This is a genomic window from Cognataquiflexum nitidum, assembly GCF_022538055.1.
In the GTDB taxonomy this organism is placed as follows: domain Bacteria; phylum Bacteroidota; class Bacteroidia; order Cytophagales; family Cyclobacteriaceae; genus Cognataquiflexum; species Cognataquiflexum nitidum.
The window spans coordinates 1-25,132 of record NZ_JAKZAM010000030.1 but is presented as its reverse complement, the minus strand read 5'-3'; the positions used below and the strand labels follow the sequence as shown (position 1 = coordinate 25,132).

Sequence of the window (25,132 nt, the reverse complement as noted above, 5' to 3'; positions counted from 1 at the left end):
GTCCTTAGCTGATTTTCTCCACCACTTCTTCACCGAGTCCGAATGACAAAGTCATCCCTGCCCCACCCATGCCATTGACTATCCAGACTTGAGGATTGACCTTATGGATAAATTCAGTTGCTCCATCGGTCATTTTGGGATAAATCCCATGCCAGGAAGATTCCATAGTCCAGTCCTTGAATGCCGCAAAAGTCTTCAAAAAATCAGTGATTTTTTTGTTGATATCCTCCCTGTCAAACGGATCCAAATGCCTTCCATACTCGTGGCTGTCACCGATGGTCAGTTGCCCATTTCCATTTTGGGAAACCATCACATGGATTCCCAAATCCAATAAATCCGGATATTGTTCCTCATAAACCTTCTTGAGCTTGGCCAATGAAGGTGCCACATGAAAACCTTTGTAATGGATAAAGCTCAGACCTGCACAAAGAGGCGGTCCGATGCGCCAATTCTCCGGTTGCTTGGCAAGACGCATCATCTGAAGTTTACATTTGGTGATGGGTGTGGCATCAAAAATTTCGGGATACAAAGTTTCAAAATCTGCGCCGCTACATACAAAAACCTGATCTGCTTCCCAGGTTTGGTTTCCTGAACTGACTTTGTTTCCGTTGATTTCAGTGACTGCCTTATTCCATTCGAAGATTACATTTTCTAAAGATTCCAAGTAAGCAGCAGTTTGCCAGATGGCTTCCCTGGGATCTACTATCACTTCTTCTTCTGTCCAAAGTGCACCTTTGAGCCCATTTAAGATTGCCGCCTGACTTTTCTCTGCGGTCTGTGTGGGATTTAAATGAAAGGCTGATTTGATGCCCTGCATCGCAGCCACATATTCTTCGACCACCTGATTTTCCAAGTCGGTATATGCAAGGTGTAATGACCCGGTTTCTTCCGCCCAGAATTTCGCTTTTTTGCTCATCTCAAGCCAAATCGATCTTGACCGCATCGCCCTGTTAAAGGTTTCACCTTGAGCCTGTCCCACAGGCCATACCATTCCAAAATTCCGGATGGATGCACCAACCGGTTTGGGATTTCTTTCGATGACGGTGACTTTCCAACCTTTGTTTGAAAGTGCTCTTGTGACTGCCAATCCGACGATTCCTGAGCCAATGACGATTGCTGATGGTTGCATGGTTTATATTTTTGAAGCCAAAGAAATGTTTTCAACGATTCCCGACTCGAAGGTTTTTGTTTTTCTTTTAAAATACCACAGTGTAAAAAGCATCATTCCTATCCCGATACTCAGCATGACCAAGATACCTTGGGTATAGAAAAGGTGCCAACTCATGTTCTGCAAAATCCCAAACTGTTTGACTGTAACGATTGCCACCGAACCCAAATACCCGAAGCTGTCTGCCAGGTACATCAGGAATCCAACATTCCCTGCAGATTTGAAAGAAGCGATCAACCTGTCAAACAACAGACAGTTGAATGGAATGTAGCCCATGTAAATCCCTGTGCCGGTCAATACCACCCAAAGGAAGGGAGGAATAAGGCCCACCTGCAGCATTACGGTAGCACCGACGGTCAAGACAAGTCCGGCAATGATGATCCAATGATACAGAAACAGCGCCTTTTGGTTGTTTTTGACCAAAACCAACATCGCCATCATTACCAAAAGAATTAGGGTAATTGGAATTTCTGTTTGCGTAAGTAGCTCAGGATTGACGTTGATTCCCATTGTTGCCCATATTTCCACTGCAAAATTATCGCGGATATCACGGAGCGCGGTAAGCACCACATAGACCAAGACAAGAATGACGATTCCCGGCTTGAAAGCATTGAAGAAATCCATTCTTTCTTTCATGGACATTGGCGTCCGGACAGATCGAAGTGCCACATCATTTTGATTAGGTGGAGGAGTCTGATTGAGCAAAATAACCGAAATCACAAGCAAAGGCATGAATATCCCACCTGTCCAAAATGGCATCCAAAGCTCGGAAATATGCCATTCGTCCATGATGTACTTGCCGATTGTTTTGACCAATCCGGAGGAAAATACAAAACTGACAGCCAAGATACTCCCCATCATTTCGGTAAATTTTCTCCCTTCCAGGTAATGGAAAACCAGTCCCCAAATCAATCCCAAAGGAAAACCATTGACCAAAAAACAAAGGATATTGAAAGGTGCAGGTAGTACCGCAAAGCCCAACAATCCCATCCATGAAATGCCGATCAAAGTTAAGATCAAAACCGCCCGTTTTTCGGGTTTGAGTTCTGAGATGATTTTGATGCCATAGAATTTACTCGCCATGTAACCAAATGTCTGCGCCAATATCAACCAGACTTTCAGGTCCATTCCCATAAATAACTCCCCCTCAAAAGTCGCCGCAGCAAAAGGTTTTCTGAAAGCATACATGCTGCTGTAGGTCAAAAAAGCCATTACCGCAGCAAACAAACTCATGCTGAAATTGCTGCTTTGGGCAAGTTTATTTGAGACAAAAGGAAGCTGCAGCATGGGAGAAAAAAGAAGTCTTAGTGGTTTTCTAGGAAGCCCTCCAAAGGTTCTGAACCCTTGGAGGGTTTTTGTCTAGATTATTGATCGATCAAGTCCAGGATTTCTGTCAATGAATTCACGATGTGGGTAGGGTGATGCTTCAAAAGTTCTTCTTCCGAAAAAGCTCCTGTGGTAACGGCAATACTCATCAAACAACCCGCATTGTGACCCTCATTGACATCCACTTCGGTATCCCCAATTTTGATGACTTCCTTGGGGTCTGTAATCCCGAATCTATCCATCATCACTTGGATCATATCAGGATAGGGTCTGCCTCTTTCCACTTCATCGCTGCATATAGTGATGTCGATTAGAGTAGATTTTTGCCATCCTACTCTTTCCAAAATCACATCTGTGATGTCCCTACTAAAACCCGTGTCCAACCCGACTTTTATCCCCAAGTCCTGAAGTGATTCGAAAACAGACTCCGCATCATCCATCGGTGCAATCCCTGTAGTGGTGCGGTAATAGTCGATCATGTTTTGGACAAAATCCTCGTGTATGGCACCGATGAGGTCTGCAGTAATATGCGCTTTGTCGCTTATATGATTGGAAAGAATTGCCTGTATAGCCAAAGGTTTTGGGTATCCCATTTTTTCATTCGCTTCTGCAAGAGTTACATTTTCAAATCCATGATTGAGAAAAGCATGCTGGAATGAACCTGCAACGTTGCTGTTGTCCTTGATGGTAGTTCCGGCAATGTCAAAAACAGCGAGTTTGATGGATTTTTTCATGAGAAATATTGTTGGACTTGAAATATAAAGTGAGAAAAAGGGAGTTATCCTTCCTTATTTTTTATGGTTACAAACAAACATAAGTTTAGCAAAAATAAACCTTGTGCCTTTATTTGTCAAAAAATATGCAGTTACTATTGTGTTATCATTCAAATTTCTGTTGGTGATTTAGCCTTAATCAATCATTTAATTATGTTTTTTCGCTTTCATGCCACTCTCAAAATAAAACTTGGGATGAAGTCTTTTGGTAGCAGCTGTGGACTGTCGTCTATCGACTGTGGTCGATTATCCACACATCTTTGACCCTTTTGGAATATATTAACCTAATAGCGGATAATCATTTATTTTTTTATTTAACCTTTTCTTAATTTGACTTTCGTCTGGAATCAAAATAGATAGATTAATTTAGTATTTATAAACATTCAACAAAATGAAGGATTCCCTTTCCAAGGAAGAAAGAGTCAATAGGGTTTTTGACTTGTATGTTAAATTTGGTCATGCAGATTATATAGGTGAACCCGTTTCCCAGATTGAACATATGTGCCAATCCGCCCAACTTGCCCAAAAAGAAGGTTATGAAAACGAAGTAGTTTTGGCAGCTTTTTTCCATGATTTGGGACATTTATTTGCTATGGACCGAAAGCTTGAAAATATGGGAGGTTTTGGTGTCAAGCGGCATGAAGAGATCGGTGCGGACTTTTTGAGAGAGGTTGGTTTCCCTGAGAAAGTAGCCAAACTAGTCGAAAACCATGTGCAGGCAAAGCGCTACCTGACGTTCAAATACCCTGAATACCTTCAAAAACTTTCTGAGGCAAGTATGATGACTTTGGGTTACCAAGGTGGTGTCATGACTTCCGTGGAGGCCGAAAATTTTGAAAAGGACCCTTTGTTTGATCTTTCCCTCAAAATGAGAACATGGGATGAATTGGCCAAAGAGGAACAAATCCCGGTTCCAGATTTGGAATATTTGAAAGAATTGGCGCTGAAGGTGATCCATTGACTTATTTCTCTAACGAAAAAGAGTCGATCACTTTTCCGGATTGGTTGAGGGCTTTGAATTCAAGTCTTTTGTTTGTAGCCTCAATCCAACCAAAATGATGCTCACGAATGAGCTTGTCCATCATCGGATGATCTTCTTTTTTGTCTTCAGGTTCTAAGCCACCGCCCGCGCCGCCAATGATCAAAAAAGCAGTTTTTCCTTTTTGATGATCCAAGATCAACCTTTCGTAATCATGGGTATGGCCTGAAACCACCAAATCGGCCAAGCCGGATTCCCACACAGGCCTTAATAGATTCTCCATACTTTTCTCCCCATGATACCCCATCCAACCTTGACTGAATGGGGGCTGATGAACCAATATGATTTTCCAGGCAGCATCATTCCATTTTTTAGATTTGATTTCTTGATGAAACCATTCGTATTGCTCCGTATTGGCTGGAATCCCGACAGGAAAGTTTTCGTTTGGGTCCAATGCAATAAAAGCGCAGGGTCCATCTTGCCATGAAAAGTAGTTTTTTTGGCTTTCGGTTTTGAGCACTTTTCGGAAGGATCCGGGAATCCATGTTTGGTATGAACCGTCATAATCATGGTTTCCAGGCAGCAAATAATGGGGAACTGCAATAGGGGAGAGGTATTGAAGCAATTTTTGGTATTCACTTTCCAGTCTTCCATTTCCCACCAAATCCCCGATTCCTATGGTAAAATCAGGATTTTTTCCCCTTACCTGCTGAAGAATACTTTCAAATTCTGCCCATCCGCCTTGACTGTCAGCCCAAAGGGCAAAGTTTATTTGGGATTTTGATTCCTTTGTAGGAGCAGCGAAAACAGGAGATTGGGTTTTGGACATTTCAAACCTGAAAAACTGGGCTTTCTTTTTGGGTAGAAAAGCAGAATAAGTACCCTTTGTTACTGTTGCTATAGTTGAAAAATGCATGTCTGTGGAGTCAGGACCAAAATACAGCCATGATTCGTGTCCTTTTTCCCCAGTCCATCGGATCAGATAATCGTCTTTGCCAAATGGTAAAATGACCGGATCTGAAAACCAAATAGGGAATTCTTTGAAATTATTGGAAGCAAAATCAACCATTTTTAGTTGGGATTTCGCTTCAAATAATTTTCGCTGCATTTCCTCTGTAAAATCCATTTTGGCTTTTTCCCAAACTACAATAGGAATCCAATTAACTTCTTTCAGACCGCCGGCCACGGCATTGTTTATTACCCTGATGGTAATCTGTCCTTTGGTTTTTGGGATTTGGTAGACGTGGTCTTGGTCGGGAAAGATAGGATTTCCTTCTACCCAAACCTGCTGACCATCATCCGCTTTCACGGCCAAAATCCCATTTTCAAGTTCAAATTCTCCCGAATACCAGATGTTGGTATTGGGATTAGGTATGCGGTGAGGTAGATTTACTTCAGTACCCAATTCCAAATCAGGGAAAATAGCCACTGTTCCCCTCAAAGTATCCCAACCATGGTATTCCCAACCAAAGGACAATTCATGGATTTCTTCTTTTGGTACAAAATCCCAAATAGAACCCATCTGCTTGTCTTTCCGATAGGACATGAAAGAGGAAGAAAAAGTCGGTTTTATTTCCTGCTCTTTTGGATGGCATCCACTCAAAACAAGGAAGACGATGAAAACCTTAAGTGTCATTTCCCCATAATTGCAGGAATGACATTGCCTGCTTTTGCCACAGGATATTGGAATCCCAATAATTCAACCATTGTTCGAGCCACTTGCATGGCATAGGTTTGGTCTTCTTTTTTCACTTCACCCAAAGCCGGGGTATCAGGTCCAATGGCTGCAATCCAGATTTCGTCCGAATTAGGGGTATTGACAGAATGGCTTTTCCAATTGACTTTTGGATATACCCCGCGCCCATGATCAGTCATGATAACCATAGTGGTTTTACCTTTGTATTGTGGATCATTTTGGACAAAATCCCAGATCTCACGGATGTACGCATCTGTCTGTCTTGCGGAGAGCAAGTATTGGTCGTACCTGTCGTCGTGACTGTAGTCGTCTGTCTCGCCATATCCGATATAAAGGACTTTTGGCTTTCTGGTTTTCAATTCCTCCATCGCAAAGTGGTGGGTGAAAAAGTCCAATCTAACGCCGCCCCAAGGACCACGTATCTCGTCTTGTGCACGGTTTAGGAATGTCTCAATTTCAGTCAAACCTTCACCTTGGGCTTTTTCAAATCCCGCATTCAGTTTCAATCCATTTCTGTCTCTATTGAGGATAGCAGGAAAAACATCCCAAGATGCAAAAGCTGCAATACTGTTTTCAAAACCTTGCTGCTTCTGAAGGAATTCCAAGAAATTTGGATTTGGGTTATTCTCTTGACTGTTGCTGTTGATGCGCTCATCGTCAGGATATCCGGCAAAAATCTCATTGTAGCAGGGTTTGGAAAAAACCATCCTGTTTTTGTCATTCACTTTGCTGCCATATTTTCTGTTGCCATGTAGTTGACCTTCTTTTGCGATGACATCCCAAAAGAACGGCATCAACAACTCCCTTCGGAGTTTTGGGTCAAGGTGCCAAAAGGCTTTTGTGAGTTTTTCAGGATCCTGTGCATATTTAGTATCTACTACCAAAAGAGAGTCTGCGCCTGAAAATACCTCCTGCCATCTCAGACCATCAAGGGTAATAAAGATCAGGTTTTCCGTTTTGAAGTTTTGTGCGGAAATGTTAAAAGCCAGGGCAAAGAAAAAAAGTCCGGTTAGATATATCTTTTTCATACGTTAAAGGAATTGCTTTCAAGTGTAAGGTTTCCCATCTGCGGGTCTGTTTTGGAAGGCAATCCTGTTTCTATTCTTCCGGCAAGTCTTCTTTCAAAAAACTCATTGCCTCTGATAGTCAAGGAATAATCATACCAACCAAAACTTTTATTGGTTTCTAAGGTGATAGTTTTTTCAGCGTTCGGGTTGATTGAAATTTCCGTCTGAGCTTTTCCATAGGCTTGGTCTTCCAAGACCAAGTCCAAATTTTTGACCTTGTCGTGGTTATTGATAGTGAGAACCAACTTGGGATTTTTTGGCTCTTTGAGGTCGTATGTTGCACTGACTTCCACCAAGGGTTCGTTTCTCAAGCCTTTGAAACTTCTGTAAAATCCATTAGGACCATAAGCATCCAAGTGGTAATGCCCGTTTTCAAAATTGACCAATGGCCATAGGTAATCAAGGTCTGTTCCGGGTTCCAAAGCAAAAGACCAGACTTTCATCGGCATCCACTTTCCGTTTTCCAAATATTTGGCAGGGGCATAGACTTGGAATGGTATACCGGCTGTATTTTTCCCAAATACTTTATCAGAATTTTGAAAAACTAACCTGAATGATTGCTGAAAGTCATCCATTGCCCCATCAAGGTATAATTCGTAAGGAAGGGCATTGGAATTTCTTGTTCCGGCTTCCTGCCTGGGCAGGACTTTGGATTTTCTCCCGGTTTTTTTGACAGCTTGGATTTCTTCTGATTTCAAAGGGCCGAAGTTGTCAGGCAGGTTTTTGAAACTTGCTTGGTGGATCATTTTCATAAATTCTTGCTGTACTACGGGTTTTGGAAAATCTATTTTCTCGCCATCATAAGGTCTGAAAGCAGAAGTGAGGTCACCGCAAACGGTCCTTCGCCAACTGCTGATATTGTCTTCTGTGATGTCTTTTCCGGTTTTGTGTTTGAGAAATTTCTCCAAAAACATCAGGGGAGAAGTCAGGTCACAGACTTCTGAGTTGACCCAACCGCCGCGCGTCCAAGGGGAGGCGATGATCAGCGGAACCCTATAACCCAAACCAATCGGACTTTGGCGGGCATTTTCAGGCTTCATTCCGGGTTTGGAGAGTTCTTCCTCCATGGTGACAAATTCGTCTTTTGTCTGAATGCCTTCAGTTACTTTTCCGGAATTTGGATCTGAAGGATGTGGGGCGACAAAAGGAGGGATATGGTCAAAATAACCATCGTTCTCGTCGTAGTTGAGTATAAAAATGGTCTTCTTCCAGACTTCAGGATTTTCAGTCAGGATATTCATGGCCTCAGAGACATACCATGCGCCGTACCAAGGGGCGGAAGGGTGATCGGAGAATTTTTGTGGAGCGACTAGCCAAGATACGGTCGGAAGTTTTCCTTCTTTGACATCTTTTCGGAATTCGTGGAGGATATCGCCCTTAGGGATTCTTGTTTTGAAAGTTTCCCCGTCTTTTTCATATTCCATCCATTCGGTTTGATGGAAATCAGGGTCTTCAGCATTGATTGTAAATGCTTTATTGTGGAGATTTTTCTCTGTTTCAGAAAGCTTGTCAAAGTTGTCCGGATGATATTTGTCTAAGGTTTCTTGGACATACGCCAACTTCGTTTTGTTTTTTCCCAATGCTATTTCCATTCCATTGACCGGATTGGATTTCATCGAAGTTTCCAAATCAGCGATAGATTTCAGCAGTTCTTTTTCAGCTTTCTGTAAAAATGGGTAGTGGCTTTTGGCAAAGCGCACGTGGTATTGCTTGAACCACTCTAGGTTATTGTCTGTGAAGTTTGCTAAAAGTGATTCGTCTTCACCCTCTAAGCCTGATGACAAGCTTATTTCATTTTGGTAAATTCGCCATGATACTCCGTTTTCTTCCAGTCTTTCAGGATAAGTTTTCCAATCTACTTCTTTGGAATAAGTGGCTTCGGAGTTCCGGACAACCGAAAATCCGTCTTTGGGATTTCTGCTTTTCCCAGTCCAAAAATACATCCTGTTGGTAGTGGTACCGGTCAATGCCGAGCAAAAATGCTGGTCGCAGACTGTAAAGGCATCTGCCAAAGCATAATAAAATGGGATGTCTTCTCTTTTGTAATAGCCCATGGTCAAGGGTACATGACTGAATTCTTTGTTTCCGGGTCTTTTGGATTCTACCCATCCGTCATATTTTCCTTCATTCCTTGCGTCTACTTGATTTTCCCAAGAATGAGGAATATCCCCCATCCAAGTAGCTTTGGTGTTTAGGATATCAAGGTGGAAGGGCTTGTAGTTATTTCCTGATTTGTCAGGCTGCAGCCATACGGGCAAGCCATTGGTAAGCTTGATAGCTCTTGGGTCATTGAAGCCACGGACTCCCTGAAGAGAACCCAATGCATGGTCAAAAGACCTGTTTTCCTGCATCAGAAACACGATATGCTCCGCATCAAGGAATGTCGTACCTGTCTCGGGGCTGATGGCCATCGCTTTTTGGATGGCTTGGGGGATTCCTCCCCATAGTGCCATACTTCCTGAAAAAATTGCTGCCTGTTTAAGGAAATCTCTTCTGTTATTTTTCATGGGGTATTGTTAAAAATCCTGCCTGTTCTGATACCGGAACAGGCAGGAATTTATTGTTTTTCCATTAAATTATCTAGCCACATCCCACCAAACTCTGGTAGAGATTCTGTCTTCACCTTGCCTTGCAAGTGCTGCCCTGTAATTGTCTTCGTTCAATGCCTGCACAGATGAAGGATACATAAACCTTCTAGGTACATTTGGTTCAAATGCAGCCGGCCCCGGAACAATGTTTGGAATGCCGGTTCTTCTCCAATCGTACCAGTTTTCCAAACCGGAGAAATAAAGCGCTATCCATTTTTGTGTCCCGATTTTTGCAAGTTTCTCAGCTTGTGTTCCTGTGTAGGAAACACTTGGCTGGGAAAAATACTCATTTCCGATGTTTAGTCTATCCGCGATTTGGGGAAGATTGACGACCCTGTATCTGGCTTCATAATAGTCGAATGAAGCATTGATGCCATTGAGGTAATATTCTTCTGCTGAACCCGAGGTGATATAGTCCCTTTCTCTTGCTTCTGCGAGCAAAAACTGCAATTCAGAATAATTCATGAGGATAGATTGATAGCCTATCGGGTTGGCACGTGGGGTACAAGCTGCGCAAGTCCAAAGGAAACCTACCCTTGAGATGAAATTTGAACCACCTTTTGTAGGATCCCCGGAAGGCGAATATTGAAGTGCTTCCTCATCCGAAAGACCGTTTGGTACGCCACTGTAATCAGCTGGATTTCCCACTATGCCGGCAGCAGAAGCATTGGTAGGTTGGGCATAGGCGAAAAGTCTTGCATCGTTCAAACCTTTTAAGGTAAGCTCCATGTTTTTGCTCAACCTGTATTCGTCAAAAGAACCTGACCGGGTGGTGTAGAGGTTGTGCTGATTAGGTACATCAGGCAAATGCTGCAATACCGCATGGTCACCGTTTCCGGTAAAAATCGGGAACTGAGTGGGATTAGCTAGGATTTGCTGCAATTCTGTGGATGGATTCTTTCTCAAAGAAATTCTCATCAAAACCCTGATCCTAAGTGAATTGGCAAATTTTTTCCAATTAAGAATATTTCCTCCGAAAAGAATATCACCACGCACAGCCTCCGTACTTGTACCCAAAAGCTCATTTGCTTCTCTCAAATCTTTCAAGATACCTTCGTAAATCGCTTCCTGAGAATCAAAAACCGGATAGTTGATACCGTCTTTTGCTTGAATAGACTCTGAATATGGCAATTCCCCATAAGCGTCTGTCATGAATGCATATTGAACAGCACGGACAACTTTGGCTATGCCCACATAATTGTTTTGGCCAAGGGGCTCAGAGATTTTGATGATGTTGGCAATGTCCCTTTGGGCATTGAAGAAGCTGCCATACGGATCACCGAAAGGACCCCAATTGTAGCGGTCTTCATTGGTAAACTGGATTTTGGCGGTGTATTGCATGACCACATTGCCAATCCCCCATGCCTGACCGGCATGTTGGTTGGCGGTTGTTCTCAGTATGGTCGGCAGCAATAGGGAGGAAGGGACAGTTTCCGGTGAATTGGGATTACTGTTGATTTCCTCAAAATCACTTGTACAAGCTGCGAACCAACCCAATTGAAGGGCTAGGAGGGCAGTGAATAGTTTTTTGATATTGGTTTTCATAACAATGTATGTTCAGAAATTTTGCTTATTAAAACTTAAGGTTGATATTAAACCCAAGACTTCTGGTAGATGGAAAAGCCATATTTTCGACTCCAGGCTGCAATGTTCCGCCGGACATAGCCAATGTTTCGGGGTCAAAATGTGGATTTTCGGTCCAAAGCGCTAGGTTTCTGGCAACAAGGGAAATTTTGATATCCTCAAAAGGTAACTTTCTGATCAACTCTCTAGGGACATTATATCCAAGAGTTACCTCTCTCAGTTTTACATAAGATGCATCGTATTTTGCTGCTTCCACATTATTTCGCTCATAATACCTGTTGTGCCAGTTTCTAGAGGTGATTTTGATGGTGTTTGGGGTAAATGAACCATCAGCATTTTGAATGACCCCAGGGCTTATGATGCCGTTACCTTCTACAGTTAGGTCATATCCGTTTTCCCTTCCAAAAAGTGTTTCTTCCAATTGTCCTGAAGTACTACCAATTGTTTTGGTCCTCGATACCACAATACCTCCATAACGGATATCGAATAAGAATCCGAGGTTGAAATTTTTGTAGCTAAAGTTATTTTGGATACCAAGCATCCAATCAGGATTGTAATTTCCCTGAAGTTTCAATTCTGAATCTCTTAAGGGCGTTCCGGTGCTGTTGTGTATGATCTGTCCAAAATATGGGCTGTTTTGGTCTTCCACTCTTGCAAAGCCGACACCGTATATGTTGCCCATTCTTTCTCCGATTCTAGCTTGGATAAATGCACCATTAGTCGCAGTCAAAGTATAGGTATCTAAACCTTCAGTCAGTTCCAAAACCCTTCCTCTGTTGCTGGTAAAGTTGGCAATGACATCCCAGCGAAAGCCATTTTGTCTTTTAATTGGGTTGGCCAGTGCTACGATTTCTATACCGCGGTTCTGGATTTTGCCGGCGTTGATGATCCGGCTGTTGTATCCTGTAGCAATATCCAAAGTGATCGGAATGATTTGGTCACGGGTGACATTGTCATAATAGGTAACGTCCAAACCGAGTCTTCCTTCAAAGAACCTGAGGTCAAAACCGAACTCGGTAGAGGCTGTTCTTTCGGGTCTCAGATCCGCATTTGATAGAACCGAAGATTCAGTTTTGGCCTGGTCAGAACCCCAAGCGATCTGGTTGTTAAACACATTGGTCAAGCTGTAAGGGCTCGTGTCATTTCCCACTTCAGCATATGCAGCCCTCACTTTTACCAAACTGACATTTCTTGGCATTTGGATCATATCCGAAAGGATGGCACTCAATGTAGCCGAGGGGTAGAAATAGGAATTGTTATTGACCGGCAAAGTGGATGACCAGTCATTTCGGCCTGTGATATCCAAAAACAATATGTTTTTGAAACCGATCTGCCCAAATCCATAAAGTGAATTGATTTTCTTCTTGGAATTGAATTGGTCAATTTGAAGTGCTACTGCGGTATTTGTCAGGTTATATATCCCCGGGATCAACAATTCAGGTGCAATCACTTGTTGGAACCTATTTTCCTGAGACATCAGGTTACCACCAAGAGCGACATTGTAAGTCCAAGTTCCTCTGCCATTTTCTGAATAGGAAAGCAAGAAATCTGAGTTTCTTTCATTGAAATAGATGTTGTCTTCCCTATAATGTCCTCTTGGAAAACGCTGTGTAGAAAATGCCCTTTTCCTGTCTCTTAATTCATTGTAAGTGTCAAGACCTGTCCTGACCATCAGATTGAGTTTGTCTGTGATTTTGTAATTCAAAGACACATTGCCGAAGACCCTGCCTTTTTGTTGCCCGTTGGTATTTTCATAGACAGTAAAGTAAGGGTTGTCGTGGTAGTTATAATTGTAATTAAACTGCTGTACACCTTCCAAACCCGGCATCCAATAATCCCTGAGATTGTCAGTATTCACTTGACGTCCATACCAAATCCAGAGGTACATCAAGCTTTCAGTGCCGTAGCTGATGTTTGGTCTGTTTCCTGAAGTGGTATTTTGGTAATTGACCGTGGTATTCAAGGTCAGTTTCTCAGGGACGATGTTGATGCCTGAATTCAGAGCCAAGGTATTTCTTTTCAAATCTGTGTTGGGCACGATTCCTTTTTGGTCCAGGTTGGTCCAAGAGAAGCGGACATTGGCTTTTTCATTGTCACCTGCTATGGAGACGTTGTTTGCTAAAGTGACACCGGTTTGGAAAAAGTTGTTGATGTTGTCTTTTTGGGAAACCCATGGCGTTGCATTGATGGTACTTCCGGCAGGTGCATTCAAGTCACCTCCCCTGAATCCGGGAATGTTTCTAGGAGAATCAAATTGGGGAATATTCAAACCTTGGTCCATTTCAGGGCCCCAACTTTCATCGACTCCATCCGCATTTCCTGCACCGGCACCATTGACAAATGTAAATTGGCCGTTGTTACCTTGTCCATATTTGTCCTGCCACTGCGGCATAACCAACGGACTGTCAAAGGTAGTATTGGAATTGATTGTTACTCCCAATCCCTTTTTGCCTTTTCCGGATTTGGTAGTAATCAGAATCGCGCCGTTGGCAGCTCTTGAACCGTAAAGTGCTGCCGCTGCAGGACCTTTCAAAACTGTCATCGATGCAATGTCATCGGGATTGATCTCTCCGGCGGAATTACCATAATCGACTTCCAGGCCACCACGTCCGGATGAACCCACAATATTGTTACTGATAGGAATTCCGTCCACCACGAATAGCGGTTGGTTGGCGTTGATGTTCAAAGAAGATTCTCCCCGGATGGTTACCCTTGTGGAACCTCCCAAAGTACTCGATCCATTCGTGATTTGTACTCCGGCCACACGGCCGCTTAGGGAATTTAAAACATTTGTCTCCCTAGCCTCAGTAAACCTGTCTCCCCCTACGGTCTGAACCGCATAGCCCAAAGCTTTGGCATCTCTTTCCATTCCGAGTGCAGTCACAACCACTTCACCGATTTCAATACCCTCCATCAAAGTAATATTGATGATAGAGGAATTTCCGACTAGCCTGTCTATTTTCTCAAACCCAATAAAGGAGAAAGTCAAAGTGTCGTTTGGACTTGCCATAATGTTGTACAAACCACCCAGGTCGGCAACCGTGCCCCTGTTGGTTCCTTTGACCAATATACTGGTTCCTGGAAGCGGTTGCCCTGCCGGGTCAGTTACTTTTCCATCCACCCTTTTTTCCTGGGCGATGGCTGATAGCGTCAATCCAAAAAAGAGGACCAACATCCATCCGACGCGCTGTAATCTTGCCGTTTTCATGTTTTTTTGGTAGAAATTTTTGATAGCTTTAAGTTTAAAAGTTTTACCAAAGCTAAACTTTTGAAAATTTTTGGCAGTTAAGAAAAAGTTAACTTAAGGTGAATTAATTTTATGTTAAATGTTAAAAAAATGCCTTTATTGAATCAAAAATCAATATTTAGGAGATAATATAGGAGGGTAAAAAAGGTGCAGTGTTTAGTAAAGGTTAGGTTTTTGTTAATTAAAAAAGTATATAAATAGTAAACAATTGGATTGACGCTAGTATAGAGAGACGAGAGACGAGATGCGAGATGCGAGAAACAAGAATCAAGTAGAGAAAAAATAAAGAAACCTATCCTTGTCTTTTCGGAGGAGGAACAGCCTGTCCCGTTTTTTTGGGAACTGAGAAATCTTTACTCAAAAAATCTCTAAAACATAAGGTATTAGACCTCTCCTCCATCGAGGTGACAAGGCAAAGTTTTTATACCAATTTAAACGTTAAACCAATTATGAACCCTAAATAAGAATAGAGCTTAAAAAAATTTAGCTTAGCTGTTAAAAAACCAATCAGTTAACCAAATAACCCTTTAACCTAAATTCCAGACAACCATTACAACCACTAAAACAATTACACCTATTTACAAAGAGACCCTTCGTTTCTCAGTGTGACGGCAGTTTATCTAGCCACCTCAATCTTCACTTTGCTCTTCTTCAGTTTCTCATTCCTGATTTTGTCAAGGGTTTTTGCGACTTTTGATCTTTTGACAGCCACATAAGATGAAAAATCCAAAACTGTAATCAACCCGATATCTGAAGTTGTCAGTCCTCCCTTTTGCGTCAGCAAGCCCACGATGTCGCCTTTGGAGATTTTGTCTTTTTTGCCGGCACTGAAATACAGGCATTCGAAGGATGACGGTTGCACCGGCTGAAGTTCATCGGTAACGGTGATTTCCTCGACAGATTTGTCTATATAATCAGGCAAAACCTCATCGTTGGCTAAGACTAGGTAGCTGTTTCCCTCGGCATGCATCCTTGCAGTTCTTCCATTTCGGTGTATGAAGGCATCTTTCCTGATCGGCAATTGGTAATGGACCACATGCATGATTTCTGGAATATCAAGTCCTCGTGAAGCCAAGTCCGTTGCTATCAGTAGGTTATATACACCACTTCTAAACTTGATGAGATTCTTTTCCCTATCAGGTTGCTCTAAACCTCCATGCAGGACACCATGTTCAAATCCATTTCCTGTAAGCAACATGCTGATTCTATCCACTGCATCCCGATGGTTGCAAAAAACAAGGCAGGGTTTATTCTGGAATCCTGCTACCAAGCGCATCAGTACCTGCACTTTTTCCTTACTGGAAGTATGGATAAGCTTAAGCTCTAGCTTGGAATCGTCCACTTCTTTGAGGTAGTTGACAGTATATGGTTTTTGGAAAGGAATAAAATCGGGCAAGCGCTCCAATACCGTTGCGGATGTGAGCAAATGTCTCTGGGTCTGGGTTTTGAGTCCTCGGAATATCACGCGCAACTGTTCGTGGAAACCCATTTGAAGCGACTTGTCAAATTCATCCAAGATGATCATTTTGATTCCATGGGTGTCAAAAGATTCTTTTTGGACATGGTCGGAAAGCCGTCCTGGCGTTCCTATCACCACTGCAGGCGCTTCGCTGAGGCTGTTTTGTTCGATCTTCATGGCATGTCCGCCGTAGACGGTACTTACCTTGAAATTGGTTTTCATCCCCTTAAAAACCTGCTCGATCTGGATAGCCAACTCTCGGGACGGGACAATGATCAAGGCCTGCACTTCCTTTAGGTCTTCCTGCAGGGAATCCACCAAAGGGATCAGGTAAGCCAAGGTCTTTCCCGAACCTGTCGGCGCCAAAAGCATGATATTGTCGTTTTTGGCAGCGGATTCTATAAAGTCCGATTGCATTTCATTGAATGCATCGATGGAAAGGTTCTTTAAATATCTGGTGTGGGAGGAAGCGGTATTTTCTGACATGGGGCAAAGGTACGGAAATAAAGTTTGGAGGAGGAGGGAGTAATTAGGTATGGATGGAAATTACAATCTTTTACTTCCGGGGAATTTCTTTTTGGAACACAGGTGGGGAGGAAGAAATTTTACCGGGCCGGCGAGGCAAAGTGTGGGGGAGGATTAAAATTTCTTGAACTTTTTGGTTACTTTTTGTTTCAAAACAAAAAGTGACACATGAAGAGAACTTCAAAAATTTGATTTAATGATTATTTTATCTTTTTTAAATAACGAACATCCGATACTTATGGACCGAAAACTCATCTTATATATCGCCATGAGCCTGGATGGCTATATTGCTAAGAAGGACGATAACATTGATTTTTTGAATATTGTCGAAGTTCCGAATGAGGATTATGGCTATGCAGATTTTTTGCAAGGGATTGATACAGTTATTTGGGGAAGGAAGACATTTGACAAAGTAGTCTCCTTTGGTCAGGGTGTCCCACATCAGGACAAAGCGGTTTATGTAATTTCCCGGACAAAAGAAGGAAAGCAAGAACACGCCACTTTTCACCACGATGTGGTTGATTTAGTTCGAACACTCAAAACTCAATCGGGAAAGTCGATTTATTGTGACGGTGGAGCAGAGATTGTTAACGAACTGCTACTACACCGGTTGTTTGATACTGTCATTGTCAGCGTACTTCCACACTTGCTAGGAGATGGTATCCGTTTATTCAAGGAAGGAAATACCGAACAAAACCTCCTTTTCAAACGAGCCATCAGCTATCCTTCAGGCTTGGTTCAGTTGTGGTATGAGGTGAAAAAGGAAAATGCCTGAAAAGCGTAAAGGATTAGCATTTAATTAATTTACTTCAATTGGTGGAAGGGTGGTCTAAACAGGAATTACTTTGTCTGCTAGCCTTTTTTCTACATTAGATAAATGAAAATTCTCATCTTGCATTTTCTATTCTCCAACCCAAGCCAAACCATGAAAAACCTTCTCCTTTTTCTTTTCATCTGTTTCTCTTTTTTTCAATACTCATTTTCGCAGCACGGCAGTCAGCAACCTGTTCGCATGGCGATGATGGGACTTTCTCACGGACATTCGCCCTGGATTTTTAACAGAAAAGACAAAACAGATGTGGACTTGGTGGGGATCTATGAACCCAATACAGAACTTGCAGCCAGCTATGCCAAGCGATACAACTTGGATGAAAAACTGTTTTTCACCGATGCCAAAGCCATGCTTGATGCTGTGAAGCCGGAAGCTGTTTTGGCCTTTGGTTCCATTTATGCACATTTGGAAGCCGTGGAACTCGCTGCTCCGCGTGGTATTCATGTCATGGTGGAAAAGCCCCTGACATACTCTCTCGACCAAGCCAAGAAAATGGAAGCTTTGGCCAAAAAACATGGAATCCATCTCCTCACCAACTTTGAGACTTCCTGGTATGCAAGTACCGAAAAGACCTATCAATTGCTTCAGGACAAGGAGGCTTTTGGGCCGATCCGCAAAGCTGTTTTCCATCACGGACACAGAGGTCCCAAAGAAATCGGGGTGGGGAAGGAGTTTCTGGATTGGCTGACGGACCCGGTTCAAAATGGCGGTGGAGCGCTGGTTGATTTCGGTTGCTATGGTGCCAATATCATGACTTACCTGATGGAAGGGCGAAAGCCGATTTCCGTCACAGCCATCACCAATACCTACAAACCGGACATTTATCCCAAAGTGGATGATGAGGCGACGATTATTTTGGATTATGTAGATGCGCAGGCGATTATCCAAGCCTCTTGGAATTGGCCTTTTGACAGGAAGGACATGGAGGTCTACGGAAAGACCGGTCAGGTAATCAGTGAAAATAAGTCCAAGATGCGGACACGAACTTGGGACAATCCTGAGGAAAAAACCTTCGAAGTTCGGCCGGATGAAGTCGGCGTCTATGTAGATCCGTTTTCCTATTTCGCAGATGTAATCCGGGGCAAAATCAAAGTGGAGGACTACAGCCTTTATTCTCTGAACAACAACATGATTGTCGCCGAAATCCTCGATGCCGCCAGAAAATCGGCGGAGAAAGGGGAGACTGTATTTTTGGGGAGGTAGGGGTTTTGAAAGGTTAGATTGAAAAAATTCTTTTAGTTTTATAGGGGATTTTCCGCAATTTTAAGGGAAACATCCTGAATTGGAATGCTTTCTCCTATCAATAAAGGAAAACGTTATCTTCAATGCGACCCCGCTGCTAACTTGAAACTATGGAACAACTCGAAGATATAACAGCAAAGGACTGGTTGACGAATCACATCAATTGGAAAAACGCAACACGACCATTCACACTTGGCAATTTTTTACCCAATAAATTTGACAATTATATTTCTATTCTTTGGACACCTGGAGTGATTGATAACTTTCCATTTGATAAAATAAACCAACCACCAGACTCAATTGAGCAAACAAACGCAAATGTGGAAGTTTGGCGACAGTTCAAAATATTTCTCAATGAGAAAAATTATGAGGCATATCGACCAACAACATTTGCAGAACTTTCTAATTTCTTCAACCAACCTTATGACAGAGGAATAATCAATACTCTTCCTTGGAAGACACAAGGAATTGCAACTCTTTATAAACAGACACGACAGCGATTTGAAAAAATAGTAAATGTACTTACAGACGGAACTGAGCTGAATATTTATATAGAAGATAGTTGGCGTTGGGCATCAGTTTATAATTTGCTACCATCAGCTGAAGATGTTGCTTACAAAATTTCTTCCGTTGAGTTTTTTGATTTAATGGACATAACATTTTATGATGCGAACCTTTATCTTTATCCTGTAACTAATAGTTGGTGCTTGATTAATATGGAAGATTTAGGATATAATATTCTAGCTTACAATAACAGCTTTGCAGACAAACTCAATCAGTTGAATTTATCGGACACTTTTGCTATGAGCTATGATGATATCATTTTCAAATGACTGATTTGCAAAACTTATAAAAGTAGACCCCCTCAGGGTCTGTATTAACGTTTGATGGTAGGGCTAGGTGAATTTGTAATTACACCTTTATATTTTTTGGAATTTGTAATTCCAATTTTCCCCAAAAGCAGTTTTTTTTGAATCTTATTTTTCGACCGAAAACCAAGGAATTTTTCGTATCATAACCAAATCAAATCGTATCAAATCGTATCATTTTATACTTGTGCTTTCGGATCGTAATCGTCCTTAAAAGGAATTGATAGAAAAACAAGGAAGTGGTCGTGGTGTAAGTTATTCCGTCAGGTAAGTTAGGGATTGTAAACTAGCCTTTGTTCCAAAAGAGCAGAGGTTTTTTGACCATCTGCCCTTAGTAGCAAATGCCAAAACTGAAATCAATAAAAATGATAACTTTGGAGTAAACTTTACAAGAATGAAAATCACTGAGAAAAACATAGAACATATAAAGCAACTTTGCAAAGAATATAAGGTTAAGAACTTTTCTGTTTTTGGTTCAGTGCTCAATGACAGTTTTTCTTCTGATTCTGACATTGACTTCATTGTTGATTTTGACGAAAATGACCCAATAAAATATACAGATTTATACTTCGGACTAAAAGATAAATTAGAAAAAACTTTAAAGCGACAAATTGACCTCATAGAGGAGCGGGGAATTAAAAACCCATTTTTTAGGAAAGAAATTGAGGCGTCCAAAGTTGTGATTTATGGATAACAAAATAAATACTTGGCTGGAGGATATTTTAAGGTCAATTGATGAGATTTTTGACTTTTTGCCTGAAAAAAGTGGTTTTCAGGAATTCCAAAAAGACATCAAAACAAAAAAGGCAGTTGAAAGAAATATTGAAATTATTGGAGAAGCAGTAAATAGATTAACTAGTTACTAAAACGTCTCTATTAAAATTCAGAATGCAAGACAGATTATTGGGACAAGAAACAGATTAGCCCACGAATATGACAATATTTCTGATGAGGTGATTTGGACAATAATTGTTAGAGAACTCCCAAAATTAAAAGAGGAAATATTAAGCCTTAGAGAATGAAGCACAACATTCTTTCTCCTGCGATCATTTTTCCGTTAATTGCTAAGCAAAAAATAAATAAAAAAAACTAAAATCAGCAATCCTAAACCCACATAAACCCACTTGGTCAGTTTGTTTGCAAAGTCCTTTCTTTCAAGTCGGTGAGCAATTAGTTCTTTGGTTTGGGTAGAATTTCGCTTGTCAGCATCGATGGATTTCGAACTGTAAGGATTATCTCCTAATTTGTTTCTTCCGGACTTGATGTTCCGGTTGTTTTTCAAAGAGGAGAGCATGTTGAAAACAGATGTTCCGCCTGACATGTAAATTGTTTTTTGGTTCTAATTTCAATTAAAGAAAAAAAACAGTTAAAAATGAAGGATGAAGGAGTGATTTTTTAGGTCAACAGTCCACTGTCGACTGTCCACCGAGAGGTAGTATCATTTAATATCAATGAAATATCCATTCCATTTCAAAGATTCTATTTCACCTTAATTTCAAAATCAATATCGCGAAGTATTTTCTTTTAATTATTTTTGAACCATGACTTTGACCAAACCTAACCTATTGCCTTTATTGGAGAATTTGGCTACCCAATTAGAAGGGGAACTCAAATTTGACGCACTTACCAAAACCCTCTATGCCACCGACGCTTCCGTATATCGGGTGATTCCTTTGGCTGTCGCCTTTCCAAAATCAGAATCCGACATCCAAAAACTGATCCTTTTCGCAGGTAAAAATAAAACTTCCCTGATCCCAAGGACAGCGGGAACCTCACTCGCAGGACAGTGTGTTGGTAACGGTATCGTGGTGGATGTGGCAAGAAACTTCACCAAAATCCTGGAATTCAACAAAGAAGAAAAATGGGTTCGCGTGCAACCGGGAGTAGTCAGGGACGAACTCAACCAATTTTTGAAACCACACGGATTGTTTTTCAGTCCGATCACTTCTACCGCCAACCGTGCCATGATCGGTGGAATGGTGGGGAACAATTCCTGCGGAACGACTTCGATCGTCTATGGCACGACGAGGGACAAGGTCATGGAGTTGAAAGTTTTTTTGAGTGATGGCTCGCAGGTGGTTTTTGGCGAATTGACCCAAGCTGAATTTGAAGAGAAATGCCATTATGAAACTTTGGAGGGGCAGCTTTACCGTCAGGTCAGACAGGAACTTTCCAATCCGGAAAACCAAAAAAACATTGAAGAACAATTCCCCAAGAAAACCATTCACCGACGCAATACAGGCTATGCAGTAGATGTTCTTTTGGAGTCCGAAATATTTACCGAAGGTGGAGGAAAGTTCAATTTCTGCAAGCTGTTGGCTGGTTCGGAGGGAACATTGGCCTTCACAACAGAAATCAAAATCCTCTTGGACCCTGTTCCTGATCCATTGGAAATCGTGGTGGCTGCGCATTTTGAGTCAATCCACCAAAGCATGAAAGCCGCCCAGGTGGCGATGAAGCATCCTGCCACGGCTGTGGAGTTGATGGACAAAATCATTTTGGATTGTACCAAAGAAAGCATCGAGTACAGCAAAAACCGCTATTTCGTTGAGGGCGATCCGATGGCATTGCTGATGATTGAATTCACCGGAAAGACTGAATCTGAAGCTAGAGAAAAAGGAGACAAACTGATCACTGACCTGAAAGCAGCCGGATTGGGATATGCCTATCCTGTGATAGGACCTGACCTGACCAAGTCCGCTTGGGCGTTGCGTAGTGCAGGTTTGGGACTTTTGGCGAACATTCCCGGCGACCCAAAAGCCGTGGCATGTATTGAAGATACCGCTGTGGACATCGATGATTTGGCGGATTATATTGATGAATTGGATGAAATCCTGAAGGGATTCAACCAAAACCCAGTGCACTATGCCCATGCCGGTGCAGGCGAAATCCACATGCGCCCGATTTTGGATTTGAAGAAAAAAGCAGATCAGGAGGAGTTTTACAGGATTTCGGAGGCTTCTGCCAAGTTGGTCAAAAAATACAATGGTTCACTCAGCGGTGAACATGGAGACGGCCGTGTCCGTGCGCCGTTTATCCCCATGATGGTGGGAGAGGATAATTACCAATTGCTCCGCCGGGTCAAATACACTTGGGATCCTGATAATATCTTCAATCCCGGCAAGATTGTAGATACCGCACCGATGAATACCTCTTTGAGGTATGAAGCCGAAATGGTTACTCCCGAACAGAATACCTTGTTGGATTTCAGTGCTTCAGGCGGCATATTGAGGTTGGCGGAGAAATGTAACGGTTCAGGAGATTGCCGCAAGTTGCCGGCTTCCGGTGGTACGATGTGCCCCAGTTACCAGGCTACCAGAAATGAGAAAGATACTACTCGCGGAAGGGCCAATACTTTGAGGGAGTTTTTGACTTTGGACAAAAAAGAAAATGCCTTTGACCATCCGGAGATCAAAGAGGCCTTGGACCTGTGTCTTTCCTGCAAAGGATGTACTGCCGAATGTCCATCCAATGTCGACATGGCTTCGATGAAAGCGGAATTTCTCTATCAATACCAGAAAACCCATGGGGTTCCGTTGCGGTCCAAAGCCTTTGCCCATATCAATGAACTGAATGGATTGGCGGCAATCGTTCCGGGTCTAGCCAATTTTACCTTGGCAAATGGAATTACAGGAGGATTGATGAAATCGGTTTTGGGAGTGGCTCCAAAAAGGAATCTGCCGGAAATCAGCAAGGTGAGTTTGAGAAAATGGTATAAAAATAATTACAGAAAACTTCCCGGGAAAACTCCCCTGATCAAATCGCTGTACTTGTTTATAGATGAATTTACCAACCATAACGATACCCAAATCGGAATTACAGCAATCAAATTGCTCAAGAAATTGGGTTATGAGGTGAACGTAGTGGACCACGAGGAAAGCGGACGTTCTGCTTTGTCCAAGGGATTGCTCGAAAAAGCTAAAAAACACGCTGAAGCCAATGTGAGGATATTTCAGGATATCATTGATGGAAACACACCTTTGGTGGGGATCGAACCTTCTGCTATTTTGAGTTTCAGGGATGAATATCCAAGGTTGGTGGGAAAGGAATTGGTCGAAGGAGCGAAGAAACTGAAATTTCATACCCAAACCATAGAGGAATTTATAGGGAAGGAAATTGCTGCAGGAAACATCAAATCAGATTCCTTTACTGAGGAAACCAAAAAAATCAAGCTGCACGGACATTGCCATCAAAAAGCCTTGTCTTCCATGACCTGGACGCAGAAGATGCTTTCCTTGCCAAAAAACTACAGTGTAGAAACCATTCCTTCAGGTTGCTGCGGCATGGCAGGGTCATTTGGCTATGAAGCAGAGCATTATGACATCAGCATGCAGATAGGAGAGATGGTATTGTTTCCGGCTGTACGCAAGGCAGAAGAGACAACCCTAATTGCAGCACCGGGAACATCCTGCCGTCATCAGATCGCAGACGGGACAGGCAAGAAAGCCAAGCACCCTGTTGAGATTTTGTGGGAGGCTTTAAAATGAAATTATTTTGTAAGGTCCGGAAATGAATAGGGAGCAAGAAGGAATTACTCCTTTGCTCCCTATTTTTTCATTTCGCCGAAAAGGTGTAATTTATTTAAGTGGCAAAATTTTAATTTGAAAAAATATATCTGGATTTTTATTTGATGGATTTCAATGTATCCTGAAGATCTTTTTCAGGGAACACAACAGACCCATTTTTATTGTGAGCAGCTATAAGGTATACATTGTTTTGTCTGATGCAAAAATATACCTGAAGATTCGGCTTTTCCCTACTTTGTCTTCCCATTGACCTATAGGCCAGTTTTGTTTTGAAAAATTGATTTCCAAGTGGGGTTCCTGTATCAGGGTTATCCTCTAATCTTTCTAATAATAATTTGAAGTCGTGGTTGAAGGAAGGATGTTCTTTAATTAAGTTTTTGAGTTCTTTTTTAAAGTTATCCGTGCAAAGGATGTTAAAGTTCATTTAATAAGTCTTTAGCAGGTTTAAGTTTGATTTTGCCATCTAAATGCTGTTTTATTTGTGTGACAGCCTCAGAAAGATTTGCCGGGAGTACTATGACTTTTGGTGCTTTTACTGGAATAGGTTCTCGTAGTGATCTCACTCTTTCGTAGCGATAGAGTTTTTGCTCCTCATCAGGGCTCATTTCACCCCATATTTTTTTTGGCGGAGGAGTTTTGGGATTTAGGATTTTTACATATTTGAAGTTGCTAAGTACCTCAAGAAAAAAATCCGCTTTTTCGTCTTTAATACTGATTTCAATTTTCATAGATTTTTATTGAATTAACTTTTTTCAATTTTGACACTAAGAATAATAAAAAATTAATGTTTATAAAATAAATATTATTATTTATTTCAATTGATAGACTAATTTTTCCTAATTTTTTATGCTTTAGAATATTTTCATTGTTACAGCCTCACTGATTTGTAATTATTAGTTTTTAGAAATTTCTAATCCGATCTTTCAAAAAAATACGACGATCTTTATATGGTGCGATTCTCTATATCCAAATATTGACTTTTCTTTTGAAACTTATGGGAGTAAACTCTTTCCAAAACAATGTTTTTGATTCATGTATATCAGTTTTGATGAACGTCCTCTACAAATACAGAAATTTTCTATTTCAAACTGAACTCAATAATTTTTGATGAGGAAAGTAATGATTCTGAAACTTCGCGAGGCCGGCATAGGCTTTATAGGCGGTTGAGGGGTTAAACCGTGATTATGCAATAGGATTTCGCAATTAGTTGAAAAGTGTTAAATTTTGGTTTAAAGTCTGTTTTTGAAGTAT

Annotated in this window: 18 protein-coding genes and 1 pseudogene; 7 read left to right on the top strand and 12 right to left on the bottom strand. The window is 41.7% G+C overall.

What is annotated here, in order from left to right; genetic code table 11:
• Positions 1-4: 4 nt before the first annotated feature.
• From MMU07_RS17565 to MMU07_RS17555, 3 genes are all read right to left on the bottom strand, one after another.
• On the bottom strand, positions 5-1,129 hold the full coding sequence (locus MMU07_RS17565; RefSeq protein ID WP_241127825.1) for a TIGR03364 family FAD-dependent oxidoreductase: 1,125 nt from the start codon (positions 1,127-1,129) through the stop codon (positions 5-7).
• A 3-nt stretch (positions 1,130-1,132) separates the two neighbouring features.
• Positions 1,133-2,455 (bottom strand): DUF5690 family protein, encoded by a 1,323-nt coding sequence (locus MMU07_RS17560; RefSeq protein ID WP_241127823.1) that lies wholly within the window; start codon positions 2,453-2,455, stop codon positions 1,133-1,135.
• A 77-nt stretch (positions 2,456-2,532) separates the two neighbouring features.
• The gene (locus MMU07_RS17555; protein ID WP_241127820.1) at positions 2,533-3,228 is read right to left on the bottom strand and encodes an HAD hydrolase-like protein; all 696 of its coding nucleotides are present in this window, start codon (positions 3,226-3,228) and stop codon (positions 2,533-2,535) included.
• Positions 3,229-3,658: 430 nt separating this feature from the next.
• Between MMU07_RS17555 and MMU07_RS17550 the strand changes: the two genes are divergently transcribed.
• A complete protein-coding gene (locus MMU07_RS17550; RefSeq protein WP_241127818.1) occupies positions 3,659-4,228 on the top strand; it encodes an HD domain-containing protein in 570 nt (189 codons plus the stop codon).
• A 1-nt stretch (position 4,229) separates the two neighbouring features.
• On the opposite strand, the gene MMU07_RS17545 is transcribed toward MMU07_RS17550, so the two are convergent.
• From MMU07_RS17545 to MMU07_RS17520, 6 genes are all read right to left on the bottom strand, one after another.
• Positions 4,230-5,882: a metallophosphoesterase family protein gene (locus tag MMU07_RS17545; protein ID WP_241127816.1), complete on the bottom strand. Its 1,653-nt coding sequence runs from the start codon at positions 5,880-5,882 to the stop codon at positions 4,230-4,232.
• Positions 5,879-6,970: a phosphoglyceromutase gene (locus tag MMU07_RS17540; protein WP_241127814.1), complete on the bottom strand. Its 1,092-nt coding sequence runs from the start codon at positions 6,968-6,970 to the stop codon at positions 5,879-5,881. Before MMU07_RS17540 ends, MMU07_RS17545 begins: the two co-directional genes overlap by 4 nt.
• Positions 6,967-9,516, bottom strand: coding sequence for a phosphocholine-specific phospholipase C (locus MMU07_RS17535; RefSeq protein WP_241127812.1), 2,550 nt, complete (start codon positions 9,514-9,516; stop codon positions 6,967-6,969). Before MMU07_RS17535 ends, MMU07_RS17540 begins: the two co-directional genes overlap by 4 nt.
• Positions 9,517-9,585: 69 nt before the next feature.
• A complete protein-coding gene (locus MMU07_RS17530; RefSeq protein WP_241127810.1) occupies positions 9,586-11,142 on the bottom strand; it encodes a SusD/RagB family nutrient-binding outer membrane lipoprotein in 1,557 nt (518 codons plus the stop codon).
• A gap of 28 nt (positions 11,143-11,170) precedes the next feature.
• On the bottom strand, positions 11,171-14,389 hold the full coding sequence (locus MMU07_RS17525) for a SusC/RagA family TonB-linked outer membrane protein (RefSeq protein ID WP_241127808.1): 3,219 nt from the start codon (positions 14,387-14,389) through the stop codon (positions 11,171-11,173).
• A 655-nt stretch (positions 14,390-15,044) separates the two neighbouring features.
• Positions 15,045-16,373 (bottom strand): DEAD/DEAH box helicase, encoded by a 1,329-nt coding sequence (locus MMU07_RS17520; RefSeq protein WP_241127806.1) that lies wholly within the window; start codon positions 16,371-16,373, stop codon positions 15,045-15,047.
• Between the two features lie 277 nt (positions 16,374-16,650).
• Between MMU07_RS17520 and MMU07_RS17515 the strand changes: the two genes are divergently transcribed.
• The 5 genes and pseudogenes from MMU07_RS17515 to MMU07_RS17495 all read left to right on the top strand — a co-directional run bounded on the left by MMU07_RS17515 (position 16,651) and on the right by MMU07_RS17495 (position 20,377).
• A complete protein-coding gene (locus tag MMU07_RS17515; protein ID WP_241127803.1) occupies positions 16,651-17,187 on the top strand; it encodes a dihydrofolate reductase family protein in 537 nt (178 codons plus the stop codon).
• A gap of 150 nt (positions 17,188-17,337) precedes the next feature.
• Positions 17,338-18,447 carry a Gfo/Idh/MocA family protein gene (locus MMU07_RS17510; protein ID WP_241127801.1) on the top strand — a complete coding sequence of 370 codons (1,110 nt, stop codon included), beginning with the start codon at positions 17,338-17,340 and terminating at the stop codon, positions 18,445-18,447.
• Positions 18,448-18,596: 149 nt separating this feature from the next.
• The gene (locus MMU07_RS17505; protein WP_241127800.1) at positions 18,597-19,319 is read left to right on the top strand and encodes a hypothetical protein; all 723 of its coding nucleotides are present in this window, start codon (positions 18,597-18,599) and stop codon (positions 19,317-19,319) included.
• Between the two features lie 430 nt (positions 19,320-19,749).
• Positions 19,750-20,049 (top strand): nucleotidyltransferase family protein, encoded by a 300-nt coding sequence (locus MMU07_RS17500; RefSeq protein ID WP_241127798.1) that lies wholly within the window; start codon positions 19,750-19,752, stop codon positions 20,047-20,049.
• Positions 20,042-20,377 (top strand): annotated as a pseudogene (locus MMU07_RS17495) (HepT-like ribonuclease domain-containing protein). Before MMU07_RS17500 ends, MMU07_RS17495 begins: the two are co-directional and overlap by 8 nt.
• A gap of 35 nt (positions 20,378-20,412) precedes the next feature.
• Here MMU07_RS17495 and MMU07_RS17490 read toward each other — a convergent pair.
• Positions 20,413-20,676: a hypothetical protein gene (locus MMU07_RS17490; protein WP_241127796.1), complete on the bottom strand. Its 264-nt coding sequence runs from the start codon at positions 20,674-20,676 to the stop codon at positions 20,413-20,415.
• Positions 20,677-20,896: 220 nt separating this feature from the next.
• Between MMU07_RS17490 and MMU07_RS17485 the strand changes: the two genes are divergently transcribed.
• Complete coding sequence (locus MMU07_RS17485; protein ID WP_241127794.1) at positions 20,897-23,842, top strand: FAD-binding and (Fe-S)-binding domain-containing protein; 2,946 nt, start codon at positions 20,897-20,899, stop codon at positions 23,840-23,842.
• Positions 23,843-23,978: 136 nt separating this feature from the next.
• Here MMU07_RS17485 and MMU07_RS17480 read toward each other — a convergent pair whose 3' ends face one another.
• Both MMU07_RS17480 and MMU07_RS17475 read right to left on the bottom strand, forming a co-directional pair.
• Positions 23,979-24,305, bottom strand: a complete 327-nt coding sequence (locus MMU07_RS17480; protein WP_241127792.1) for a hypothetical protein — start codon at positions 24,303-24,305, stop codon at positions 23,979-23,981.
• Positions 24,295-24,609, bottom strand: a complete 315-nt coding sequence (locus MMU07_RS17475; RefSeq protein WP_241127790.1) for a hypothetical protein — start codon at positions 24,607-24,609, stop codon at positions 24,295-24,297. Before MMU07_RS17475 ends, MMU07_RS17480 begins: the two co-directional genes overlap by 11 nt.
• Positions 24,610-25,132: the final 523 nt, after the last annotated feature.